This window comes from Mesorhizobium sp. CNPSo 4688 (assembly GCF_057784295.1).
Map to the genome: position 1 here is coordinate 1 of NZ_JBWLUY010000031.1, position 11,928 is coordinate 11,928.

General features: G+C 58.7%; 8 protein-coding genes. 4 read left to right on the top strand and 4 right to left on the bottom strand.

The window, feature by feature from the left end:
* Positions 1 to 156 precede the first annotated feature (156 nt).
* On the top strand, positions 157 to 240 hold the full coding sequence (locus AC04SH_RS31980) for a hypothetical protein (RefSeq protein WP_488481672.1): 84 nt from the start codon (positions 157 to 159) through the stop codon (positions 238 to 240).
* A gap of 192 nt (positions 241 to 432) precedes the next feature.
* Here AC04SH_RS31980 and AC04SH_RS31985 read toward each other — a convergent pair whose 3' ends face one another.
* Both AC04SH_RS31985 and AC04SH_RS31990 read right to left on the bottom strand, forming a co-directional pair.
* The gene (locus AC04SH_RS31985; RefSeq protein ID WP_488481640.1) at positions 433 to 1,908 is read right to left on the bottom strand and encodes an NAD-dependent succinate-semialdehyde dehydrogenase; all 1,476 of its coding nucleotides are present in this window, start codon (positions 1,906 to 1,908) and stop codon (positions 433 to 435) included.
* 848 nt (positions 1,909 to 2,756) lie between these two features.
* Positions 2,757 to 3,224: a Ros/MucR family transcriptional regulator gene (locus AC04SH_RS31990; protein ID WP_488481641.1), complete on the bottom strand. Its 468-nt coding sequence runs from the start codon at positions 3,222 to 3,224 to the stop codon at positions 2,757 to 2,759.
* Positions 3,225 to 4,836: 1,612 nt separating this feature from the next.
* Between AC04SH_RS31990 and AC04SH_RS31995 the strand changes: the two genes are divergently transcribed.
* Together AC04SH_RS31995 and AC04SH_RS32000 are read left to right on the top strand one after the other, a co-directional pair.
* Complete coding sequence (locus tag AC04SH_RS31995; protein WP_488481642.1) at positions 4,837 to 6,000, top strand: M20 aminoacylase family protein; 1,164 nt, start codon at positions 4,837 to 4,839, stop codon at positions 5,998 to 6,000.
* Between the two features lie 188 nt (positions 6,001 to 6,188).
* Positions 6,189 to 7,595, top strand: coding sequence for an aminotransferase (locus AC04SH_RS32000; protein ID WP_488481643.1), 1,407 nt, complete (start codon positions 6,189 to 6,191; stop codon positions 7,593 to 7,595).
* Positions 7,596 to 7,721: 126 nt separating this feature from the next.
* Here AC04SH_RS32000 and purU read toward each other — a convergent pair whose 3' ends face one another.
* Together purU and AC04SH_RS32010 are read right to left on the bottom strand one after the other, a co-directional pair.
* Complete coding sequence (purU, locus tag AC04SH_RS32005; RefSeq protein WP_488481644.1) at positions 7,722 to 8,588, bottom strand: formyltetrahydrofolate deformylase; 867 nt, start codon at positions 8,586 to 8,588, stop codon at positions 7,722 to 7,724.
* 41 nt (positions 8,589 to 8,629) lie between these two features.
* Positions 8,630 to 11,125, bottom strand: coding sequence for a GcvT family protein (locus AC04SH_RS32010; RefSeq protein WP_488481645.1), 2,496 nt, complete (start codon positions 11,123 to 11,125; stop codon positions 8,630 to 8,632).
* A gap of 314 nt (positions 11,126 to 11,439) precedes the next feature.
* Here AC04SH_RS32010 and AC04SH_RS32015 point away from each other — a divergent pair, with 314 nt between their 5' ends.
* A complete protein-coding gene (locus AC04SH_RS32015) occupies positions 11,440 to 11,919 on the top strand; it encodes an Lrp/AsnC family transcriptional regulator (protein ID WP_488481646.1) in 480 nt (159 codons plus the stop codon).
* Positions 11,920 to 11,928: the final 9 nt, after the last annotated feature.

The window sequence follows — 11,928 nt, forward strand, 5'->3', positions numbered from 1 at the left end:
GAAAATCTCCTCGACTGCGTTTTGAACGACAGCCAAAGATCTCATGTCGAAAAATAATGCGCAGCACGCCGAAGGCCGATCGGGCCTGCCTGCTGGGAAAATCGCGTGTTCGGCGCGTTCCTTCACATTATGAACTGCTGCTGATTACTGCAGGTATTGCGCGGTGAGGCTTACCCGGCAATTGCTCGAAGAGCTTTCGTGGCAGCCGCGCTCGAAGCAAAGATTCTGCGCAGCGATTAATAAATCGGAGAGGCTCGGGAACTGCTGACTGACCATCGCCAGGACAGCTGCAATCATCATGGCGATCGTGGAGATGGCTGGACCGGGTCGGCTCACCACCTTGCCCCGACTGCTGCAAAACGGCGGACATCGGCGCGAAGCTGACCTCAGGTGACGAACGCTTTCAGCGGGGTCCGGAGAAGCCGCTCCTCTTCAGATAGAACCCATGCAGAGGTATTTCATTTCTAGGTAGTCCTCAAGCCCATGGCGCGAACCCTCCCGGCCGATGCCAGACTGCTTCACCCCGCCGAAGGGGGCCGCTTCCGATGACATGCGTCCGGTGTTGATGCCCACCATGCCATACTCCAAGGCTTCGGCCACGCGCCAGACACGCTGTAGGTTCGAGGCATAGAAGTAGGCGGCGAGGCCATAGATCGTGTCATTTGCCTCGTGCACGACCTGATCCGCATCGTGGAAGCGGATGATCGGGGCCAGCGGCCCGAATGTCTCTTCCTGCGCAATCGTCATCTCGCTGGAAACTTCAGTGAGCACTGTAGGTTGGAAGAATGTACCCTCCTTCCCAACGCGTGCACCCCCGCAGCGAATTGCACCGCCTTTTGCGACGGCATCGGCGATATGCGATTCTATCTTGGTCAGCGCATGCCTGTCGATCAGCGGGCCGACGGCGACACCTGGATCGAAGCCGTCACCAACCTGAAGCTGGCGAACCCGCTCCCCGAATTTGTCGACAAATTCATCGTGAACGCCCGATTGAACGTAAAGGCGGTTCGCGGAAACGCAGGTCTGGCCGGCGTTGCGGAACTTGGCTTGGATCGCACCGTCGACCGCGGCATCGACGTCGGCATCATCGAAAACGATGAAAGGCGCATTGCCGCCGAGCTCGAGACTGACTTTCTTGATCTGGTCAGAGCACTGGCGCATGAGGAGCCGGCCAACCTCGGTCGAGCCGGTGAAGCTGATCTTGCGCACCTTGGGGTTTGTGCAGAGCTCGCGTCCGACGGCATCGCCCTCGGAAGCGTAGATCAGGTTGACCACGCCTTCGGGAAAGCCAGCCTGATGCGCAAGGACGAACATTGCACCCGCCACGAGTGGCGTCTGTTCTGCGGGTTTCAGTACTATCGTGCAGCCCGCTGCCAAAGCCGGCGAGATCTTGCGCGCCACCATGGACGCCGGAAAATTCCATGGCGTGATCGTGCCGACGACGCCGATCGGCTGCTTGATCACCAGCAAGCGACGGTCTCTCGATGGCGCGGAGATCGTCTCGCCATAGATGCGGTTGGCCTCTTCGGCGTACCATTGCAGGTAGGCAGCCGCATGCGCCACTTCCGATTTGGCCTCGGGCAGGGGCTTGCCCATTTCCGCGGTCAATATCGCGGCAAGGTCATCGGCGTGGTCTATAATCAACTGATGCCAGCGCCACAGAACGTCGCTGCGTTCACGGGCTGTCAATGCGGCCCATCCAGGCTGCGCGCCATGGGCTTTGGCGATCGCCGCGCGCGTCTCCTCGGTGCCCATGTCGGGAAGCTCTGCCAGAGCTTCGCCCGTCGATGGGTTGAGGACCACAAATGTGCGCTGACTGACTGGTTTGCCAAGCGCCGGCAGGCGGTCAAGGCTGCAAAACAGGTCAGGAGATTTGAGGTGGCGGATCAAAGGCGGGTGGAGCGGCAATGTCGATTCCCCAGAGGCTCTTGGCCTGTCCGGCCGGATGGACATCTACTGCGGACGTGCGGCTTTTGCATAGGACCAGCTCCCACGAAAAGTTGCGCGTCCCTTGGGCCGGGTGGACCTGTCTCGGGGAAGGCCGACGGCCAGCTTCGTCTAGAACCGGCGAGTCTCGAACCGGCCGCTAGCGTCGCCGTCTACAGTCCCCCGTCTGCCCCAGCGAAACAACCCTGGTTGGTAACTCTTGCCATCTTTCCCCCGGACGTCTCGAGTATGGCATCGGGGCCGCAAAGCCTGTCGTCATGTCGGTTTTCCCTTGTAACCATTGCAATGTGGCAGGCCGTGAGGCCGTCCCGATTCATAACCGAAACTCTGCGTGAGCCCTACGGGCGGGTGCTGGACGGTCCATGAGGCGTTAAAGCCGCCGGTCAAACCGAGCTTGCAAATTTCTCGTTTTTGCTTCGCCTAACGCGATGGCGGTCAGGATGTTTTTGCCCCCATTTCCCCCGTTGAACGAGCGGGGTCTCTTTCGACCCTCACTGATGGCCAGAACAGGGCCGCCGGACCGGCAAGTCCTCAGCTGGCAGCCTCAGTAAAGCCGGCTGAATTTTCTCCCGCCTACTGGCAACAGCGCACGAACGCATGGATCCCGGGAGGTCTGAACGCCGCGTGACAAGGGGGGCGAGCGCAGAGCTCGACCAGTCCGGCTTGATCAGCGGAATGCTGCAAGCCCGAGCGAATTCTTGGGGAGCAGAGCTGGCTAGGCGGGGCTACCACCCCGCCTTTTCATATTTCGAACAGATGCAGATTATGCCAGTGGCAGCTGCGCCCAGAACAACGCTCGATTGCTGAAATCAAGCTGCGACGTTCTTGCGGGCCCGCTTCGCCGGTGCTGGCTGTTCCTGTTCGGCCGGTTTGCGGCCGAGCCCCATCGTTTTCGCCAATGCCGAGCGTGCAGCGGCGTAGTTCGGCGCGACCATGGGATAATCCGCCGGCAGGCCCCATTTGGCGCGATAGTCGTCCGGCGTCAACCCATAGTGGGTCGACAGATGGCGCTTGAGCGATTTGAATTTTTTGCCGTCTTCAAGGCAGATGATATAGTCCGGCGTCACCGACTTCCTGATCGATACGGGAGGCTTGCGAACCTCGGGATCTTCTGCGGAAACACCGGCGCCGGCTGTGCCTTTGAGAGCCGCGTGCACCTGGCCGATCAGGGCAGGGAGTTCACCGACCGGGACCGGATTGTTGGAGACATAGGCTGAGACGACATCGGCGGTCAGCTCGATGAGGACATCGGTTGTGTTATCGGCTTCATCGGTCATGAAACTCTCCGGGTGGCTTGAAGGACAGTCGGCGAAGTGAGGCTACATAGGGGCGGTTGCCGCTGAAAGCAATAAAAGATCCAGCAAGAACGTTGCCATGCTCGTCGTGCGCTCAGGTCAATAGCGATGCATCTCGCCGGTAATCAGACTGCTGTTGGCACATCCATGCTCGATGTAGCAAAGCGAGCGATCCTAAACGCTGCCAAGCTGTTCTTGATCTCTTCTATGCCGGAGCTCGGCATCGAGCGTTCGGAGAATTCCACAGTGGCTGCCGTCTCTAAGAGCAGGGCTGGCCGCCGGTGAAGCAGCAGAATCGAACGCACTCGTAGCAGCAGGTGTTTTCCTGTTCTTCAGCCACGATCCGGTCGAGACCGGGAACGACTGCACCGACCAACTCGGGGCGCCAAGGCGCGTGTTCACGGGGAGGGGCGGCGAACAGTATCAGCAGGACCCGGCGGCCTTCGGGAAGAGCGTTCAGCTCCATCCTCGATCTGCGCTTCCCTAGGACTGCACCGTAACCTTGGCGGAAAGGGGAGGAGAATCTGCCGCGCATGCTGTGGCCGAATCCGTACCGACGCGCCATCATTTCAAGCCGAAAAGCCCGCCACTCCTGAGGCCAAGAGCGGCGGGCTTTTTTGCAGGGCTACTCGAACTGAATACGCGTTCTCACTCACATTAGCTGCGGATCCTTATGTCTGCATTAAAATCTGCCGGTCTAAACCGATACAAGTCATCATGCCGCGCGGTCTGACGTTCCGCACTCAAATCGCCCGTCGCCGTCAGATCCATAGGGCATCAGCCATCAGAAAATCTGTGCTTGACGGGTCGTAAGGTCCCGTTTTTTTCGCCGTGCCAGGGGGCGACTTCCAGTCTCGATACACGGCGACGAAAATGAGGGGCGGCGATGGTGGCTGGCGAACCAAACGACGTGCGCGTCAAGCGTTGCGGTGGGGGATGGGCCGTTCATGTTATGGAGGGCGGCAAGCTGACGGTTCATCGGTTCAGGACACAGTGTCCCGCCGAGAATTTCGCCGATGACCAGCGCGCCAGGCTTGGCCTCGCCAGCAAGCCACCAATTGACGAACGCTGATGTCCGCGCCGGATTTGGGCAGACGTCGGACGGCTGATGAGCCTTTGGCGCCGGCGGGAGAAACACATCGCCAAAGGGCCATTTCAATGCTGCTTGCGACGGTTCGGCTGGCTATATTTGCGATGATGGTTGGCACCGCTGCCGACGCGGAAGACGACTATGTGGCCTGCTTAATCGACACGGCGGCAAAGATCATGAAAAGCCAGGTTCTCCTACCTAACGGCCTCGGTTCGGTGTTAGACCGGCCGATGCCTGCGAAAGTTCGCCCTCGCGTAACGTGATCGAACGTCGAGACGGGCGAGACGGCAATTGTTTCGACCGCTCAACCCGAGCCCTGTGGCCATATCTCGAAGTGAGATGGGGTCAATACAGACAATGCATTTGACTGCGAGCGGACAACCCTCGAAGGTTTTGGCCGACTAGGCATGCGACAGCTGTCCGCTAGTTCGACGATTGGGTTGCGAGATCCGATGGGCGGCAAGGTCTGAAGCGCGTTCTTACATTTTGGAACAGGAGACTCGAATGCGCAGCGTGAATGATTTCCGGGATATTCATCAAGAGGCTATAGCCTGGCGCCATCACCTGCATCAAAATCCTGAACTTGATTATCGCGTGCACAACACGGCCAACTTCGTCGCTGAAAAGCTGGCGTCTTTTGGCATCAACCACATTGAGACCGGTATAGCCGAGACGGGTGTTGTTGCTGTGATCCAAGGCACCGGCGGCGACGGCCCGACCATCGGTCTGCGCGCAGATATGGATGCCTTGCCGATTGTTGAGCAGAGTGGGAAGCCCTGGACGTCATTGGTCGAAGGCAAGATGCATGCCTGCGGCCACGACGGTCATACTGCCATGCTCCTCGGCGCGGCGAAGCATCTCGCGGCAACGCGGAATTTCAAAGGCTCCGTGGCGCTCATTTTCCAACCCGCCGAGGAAGACGGGCAGGGCGCAAACCGCATGGTTCAGCAAGGCCTGATGGACCGCTTCAACATCTCCCAGGTCTATGGCATGCATAACATGCCCGGGATTGAGGTCGGCAAATTTGGCATCAGGGACGGTTCTATCATGGCGGCTCTCGATGAGTTCGACATCGTGATAACCGGACGAGGCGGCCATGCCGCCACGCCACACCACACGATCGATCCGGTCGTGGTCGGGGCGCAGATCGTCATGGCCCTCCAGACCCTGGTGTCGCGCAACCTCGATCCGACGGAGGCTTTGGTGGTGTCCGTTCCGAAGTTCACGGGGAGTGAATCCTACCATATCATTCCCGACACCGTAACGCTCGGCGGGACCGTGAGAAGCCTATCTCCCGCATTGCGGGATTTTGCGGAAAAACAGATCAAGACCTGCGCAGAGAACATCGCGGCGGCTTTCGGAGCTACACTCGAATTCCGCCATCGGCGCCTCGAGCCCCTGACGTTTAACCACACGGAGGCTTACGAACGGGCAACAGCTGCGGCGCGCAGCCTGGTCGGGCGGGATGCAGTCAATGACCAGGTCAAGCCGGTTATGGTCTCCGAAGACTTCTCCTACATGCTGCAGGCGCGGCCCGGCGCGTTCCTATTCCTCGGCAACGGTCCTACGGCTGGGCTGCACAATCCGACCTATGACTTCGACGACAACGCGATTCCTTACGGAATTGGATATTGGGTGAATCTGGTCGAAGGCACTCTGGCCGCCTAGTGCAGGAAAAGACTGCCGACACCATGAGCACTGACGACAGCGATGGAAAGTCCACGGCTTTGCTCGTTTCGCGCTGAATTTCAACGCGAAAGCCCGATTTTGCGTCAAACCCGGCGCAGACTTGCTGCTAATTTTGAACAGCTGACCGACATACGGCCGGTCACTTGTCATTCGAAAAGAGAGAAAAAATGGCTCTGAGCAACTTGGGTACTGCGCAAATTCAGGAGAAGGATCGGAATTACGTTTTCCATCCCTCGACCCATTTAGCCAAGCATAGCCGAGGTGAAACCCCGAACCGCGTTATGGCAGGAGCTGAGGGGGTCTACATCTGGGACACTGAGGGGCGCAAAAGTCTCGACGGATTCGGCGGCCTTTACTGCGTCAACATGGGGTACGGCTGCAAGGAAATCGCCGAAGCGATTTCCAAACAGGCCCATGAGCTCCCGTTTGCACACGTGTATGCAAGCCAGAGCACGAAAACGGTGACCCTCCTCGCGGAAGCCGTCGTCGAGTATTTTGGCGAGAACATGCGGCGTGTCTATTTCGGCCTTTCGGGGTCGGACGCCAACGAAACCAATATCAAGCTGGTGTGGTACTACAACAACGTTCTGGGTCGCCCGGCAAAAAAGAAGATCATTTCGCGGCAGCGTGGCTACCACGGCTCGGGGCTGGTCACCGGAAGCCTGACAGGCCTGGCATTCTTTCACAACCACTTCGATCTTCCGCTCGACATCGTCCGCCATACGACCACCCCGCATTGGTATCGCCAGGCGCAGGACGGCGAAACCGAGGAAGCATTTTCGAAGCGCTGCGCTAAGGAGCTCGAAGCGCTCATCATTGCGGAAGGCCCAGATACCGTGGGCGCCTTCATCGGTGAGCCCGTCCTCGGCACGGGCGGTATTGTGCCGCCACCGAAGGGCTACTGGACTGAGATTCAGGCAGTTCTAAACAAGTATGATATTCTCCTGATCGCCGACGAGGTCGTGACCGGCTTTGGCCGCACAGGTGAGAAATTCGGTTCGCATCTTTATGGAATGCGCCCGGACCTGGTCACGATCGCCAAGGGCCTCAGTTCAGCTTACCTTCCGATTTCAGGCTCAATCATTGGAGGGCGGGTTTGGTCGGTGTTGGAGCAAGGCAGCGAGAAGTTTGGGCCGATCGGTCACGGCTGGACGTACTCAGGTCACACGCTTTGTGCCGCCGCGGCGTTGGCGAACATCCAGGTCCTGAAGGAGCGCAATATCCTCGACCATGTGCGCGATGTGGGGCCCTACTGGCATGGACAGATGAAGTCCAAGCTTGAAGGTCATCCCATAGTCGGCGAGGTTCGCGGTGTGGGTATTCTCTCGGCGGTTGAGTTTATGCGTGACCCGAAAAAGCGGGTGCCCTTTGACACCAGCCTGCAAGTGGGTGTGCGCGCAGCGGCAGCCTTGCTTGAAAACGGTGTGATCGCGCGGGCCATGCCGCACGCTGATACCTTGGGCTATGCACCGCCGCTCATCATCAAAAGAGAAGAAATCGATATCATCGTCGACGCCACGGTGCGTGCGGTCGAAACAACCTATAAAGCGCTCCAGGCTGAAGGCGCGGTATAGTCTCCCAAGACTTGGCGGCCGGGTCGTTCCGCCTGGCCGTCACCCTGGAGAGCACGAAAGGCCGGGATGTTCAATGAACAGCCCGGCCTTTTTTTCGTTGAATGCAATATTGCGGAGTGCCGCCGTTCAGCCAGAGAAAACCACAGTCTTATTGCCGTTGAGGATAACCCGGTCTTCAAGGTGAAGACGAACGGCGTGAGCCAAGACCTGCCGTTCGATGTCCCGACCTTTGCGGACCAAATCGTCGGGCGTATCCTGGTGGGAGATACGCTCGACGTTCTGTTCAATAATCGGTCCTTCATCAAGATCCGACGTGACGTAGTGGGCCGTTGCGCCGATCAGCTTTACACCTCGCAGGTGTGCCTGATGATAAGGCTTCGCGCCCTTGAAGCCCGGCAGAAACGAGTGATGGATGTTAATGCAGCGGCCTGCCAGCTTGGCTGCGAAGCCATCCGACAAAATCTGCATATAACGGGCAAGCACAATAAGATCTGGGTTGGTGAGCTCAATCAGGGCCTCAAGCTTCCCTTCCTGTTGCGTCTTGCTGTCGCGGCTGACGGGCAGATGATGGAAGGGCAAATCCTTGAGGTCAGTTGAAGCCAGGTATTCTTTGCCATGGTTGGAGACCACAGCGACCACATCCATCGGGAACTCGCCAATCCGCCACCGATTGAGGAGATCGGCAAGGCAATGATCGAACTTTGATACAAGCAGCATGACCCGCTTGGGCCGCGACAGTGGGCGCAGCGTGTACGTCATTGCGAGTCGCCCGGCGAGCTCATCAAGCCCAGCCGCCGGTTGGTCGCTGGGGGGTGCATCGCCGGGGCGTGCAAAGACAACCCTCATGAAAAATAGCCCAGTCTCGGGGTCACTGTATTGCTGAGCCTCAAGGATGTTGCAGCCGGCAGCGTATAACAGCCCTGAAACAGCCGACACGATGCCTGGTCGGTCCGCGCACGAAAGCGAGAGGACCGTTGAGTGGTCTGAAGACATTTGGCGGGAGTCCGTTTTTGTGAGAGAGGCGGGTTGAAGGCTCAGGCTTTGAGAAGCTCGGGCGCGATCAACTCCCCAGAATCACGCCACTCGCCCTTGACGCGGCTGCGCCCGGCATCAAAGAACGGACGCAGGGACGCTATTGCGGCATAGCGCTCGCCCGCGATCTCGATCTCGAATGCCCCTGACGATAGCCACTCCGCGGTCACCCCGGTATCCGAGTTGAGGTAACCCATACCAATGCCGCATCCGACTGTGTGGCCGAAACCAGCTGAGCGCAGGTACCCCACGAGCTTCCCATCCCGCCAAACGGGCTCAGTGCCGAACATCAAAGCGTTAGCATCGGGCGACGCGAGCTGGACCAATCTGCGGCGCAATGGCTTGCCACGTTGGTTTTCAAGGGCCGCGCGGCCAATGAAATCTTCGGACTTGTCCCAGGCAACTGTAAAGGCAAGCCCGGATTCCAATGGGGTGTCCTCATCACCGACGTCAGAGCCCCAATCGCGATAGCCCGCCTCAAGACGCAATGTGTTTAGCGCGACATACCCGGCATGGCCAACACCAAGATCTGCGCCTGCGGCCACCAAAGCGTCGTATACGCCCAATGTCTGTTCCGTCGGGATGTGCAGTTCCCAGCCTAGCTCACCGACAAACGTCATACGGAAAGCAAGTGCCAAGCTGTAGCCGACTTCGATTTCACAGGCCGTTGCAAAGGGGAATGCCTCATTGGAGAAGTCGGCAGGGCTGACCCGCTCCAGCAATTCCCGCGATCGCGGACCCATGACCGAGAGAGTTGTATATCCGGATGACACGTCGACCACCGAGACGTGGCCGGCGCCCTTCGCGTGCAAGCGCAACCAGGCGAGGTCCCGCGTGCGTTGGACTGCTGCTGTGACGACGAGGAATTCCTCATCGCCGGTACGCGCAATCGTTACGTCAGACTCCATACCCCCCCGCTCGTTGAGCCACGGGGTGTACACAACCCGGCCAACTGGAACATTCACATCGTTCGTGGAGAGGCGTTGTAGCAGGGCAAGGGCGTCGGGCCCCTGGACCAGGATATGGGCAAAGGAGGTCTGATCGAAAAGGGTCACGGCAGAGCGAGTGGCTGTGTGTTCGGCGCCACTGCGGTGAAACCATTCGTCACGGCCGAAGGTGGCGTGATTTTCATTTGGAGATCCAGGAGCGCCGAACCATTGGACCCGTTCCCAGCCGGCACTTTCACCAAAGTTGGCGCCCGCAGCGGCCAACCTGTCATGGAGCGGAGACACCCGCACGTTGCGCGCCGTCTTTGGCGATTTGTGCGGCAGGTGAAGCGTCCAGAGGTTGCCCACCGCCTCCACCGTGCGGTCGTAGAGATACCGCTTGTTGCGTTGGAAGGGCATCGACCGGCGGACGTCCATTTCCCAGCAGTCGCCCGCAGGCAGGCCTGTCGACATCCATTCTGCCATGACCTTGCCTGCACCGCCCGATGACTCGATACCGCAGGAATTGAAACCGGAGGCGACATATAGCCCCTCAATCTCGGGTGCCGGACCAAGGTGGAAGCGATTGTCCGGAGTGAAGCTTTCCGGGCCATTAAAATTCAGTTGCAGCCCGACGTTCGCCAAAACAGGCATGCGCTCGATCGCAGCGGAGAGATAGGGTTCGATGTGATCGAAATCTTCTGGCAGTGAGTCGAAACTGAAATCATGGGGAATGCCGTTCATGCCCCAAGGCTTTCCGTCCGGCTCGAAGAAGCCGACGAGGAGTTTCCCCGCGTCAGCCTTGGCATATACGCGCGCGTCCATATCCCGGATGGTCGGCAGGTCGTGAGGGAGGTCGGGGATGGCTTCGGTCACCACATAGAAATGCTCTGCAGCCTGTAAGGGCACCGACCAATTCAGATCTGCTGCCACATTCCGGGTCCACAGCCCGGTGCTGATGACTGCCTTTTCAGCTCGGACGGTGCATTGGCTGGTCTCTACGCCGGTAAAGCGCCCGTTCTCGACCAGGATCCGGCTGACTGGGGTTCGCTCGAGGATCGTCGCTCCGCCCTGGCGAGCGCCGATTGCGAAGGCGCGCGCTGTATCGATCGGGTTGGTCATCCCGTCGGATGCAATCCAAGCGGCCCCGAGAACGTCGCTGACGTCAAGGAGAGGAACGCGGCTTTGCGCTTCCGCAGCGCTGATCATCTCCACATCCAGCCCAAACGAGCGTCCCATCGATGAGCCGCGCTTGAGCTCTTCAAGGCGGTCCCGAGTCGCAGCGACGGTGATGGATCCCGTTTGACGAAAGCCTGTGGCCTGCCCCGTCAAGTTTTCGAGATCCCGAAACAGCTCGGCGGAGTACTGAGCGAGCTTGGCCATGGTTTCATTCGCACGGAGCTGTGTCACAAGGCCTGCAGCATGCCACGTAGTCCCGCAAGTTAGCTGGTCGCGCTCAAGCAGCAACACATCCCTGTGGCCCAGGCGGGTCAGGTGATAGGCTATGGAGAGGCCGATAATGCCACCTCCGATGATGACATATTCGGCGTGTGAAGGGAGTTTGCTGGCCATTTGAAACCCTATTGTAGCCTCCTCGCGACAGTGCGACGGAGGCGGGTTGGTTGTGGCCGATAAAGTACCGTTAGGCGGACACTGGTTTTCGCCGATATGAGGGGAGGGGCCGCAGTCTTCCTGCGCGTACCGTCATCATGATGCAGCGTTTCTCAAAGCCGGGACAATGCGGGGATTTGCATCGCAACCAATACAGGCGCCGTTACCGCGTTGCATTGCCGGCAACATAGCCTCTATAAACGCTGAAGATCTGCCGGCGGCTGTTAGTGTCGCATGGGAGGTTGGAGAGCCAGCCGTAGCCGAGATCACATTAGATGAAATATGATCGGATTGATGCCCGCATCCTCGAATTGGTTCAACGGAACAACCGCTTAACCTCCGATGTCATCGCCGATAAGGTCGGGCTTTCCGCTACAGCATGCCAGCGCCGCCTCAAAAGGCTTCGGGCAGAAGGCATTATCGAAGCAGACGTCTCAATTATATCGGCAAAGGCTGTTGGTCGACCGATCCAGATGATCGTCATGGTCACCCTGGAGAGGGAGCGTGCGGATATCATCGACAAGTTTAAGCGCGATATAAAATCCTCTCCAGAGATCGCGACAGGATTCTACATCACCGGCGAGGCCGACTTCGTGCTTTATATCACTGCTCGAAGCATGGAAGACTATGAGCAATTCACCCGGAAATTTTTCTATCAAAACACGCACATAAAGAGCCTGAAGACCATGGTGGTAGTCGATCGGGTCAAGGCGACGTTCGGGGTGCCTATCGAGGATCCGGAAGATGATGATTAGGCAACGATT

Excerpts from the sequence above, each read along its gene's own strand:
- AC04SH_RS31995 (WP_488481642.1), top strand. The coding sequence starts at position 4,837 with ATGCGCAGCGTGAATGATTTCCGGGATATTCATCAAGAGGCTATAGCC.
- AC04SH_RS32015 (WP_488481646.1), top strand. The coding sequence starts at position 11,440 with ATGAAATATGATCGGATTGATGCCCGCATCCTCGAATTGGTTCAACGG.
- AC04SH_RS32000 (WP_488481643.1), top strand. The coding sequence starts at position 6,189 with ATGGCTCTGAGCAACTTGGGTACTGCGCAAATTCAGGAGAAGGATCGG.
- purU (WP_488481644.1), bottom strand. The coding sequence starts at position 8,588 with ATGTCTTCAGACCACTCAACGGTCCTCTCGCTTTCGTGCGCGGACCGA.
- AC04SH_RS31990 (WP_488481641.1), bottom strand. The coding sequence starts at position 3,224 with ATGACCGATGAAGCCGATAACACAACCGATGTCCTCATCGAGCTGACC.
- AC04SH_RS32010 (WP_488481645.1), bottom strand. The coding sequence starts at position 11,125 with ATGGCCAGCAAACTCCCTTCACACGCCGAATATGTCATCATCGGAGGT.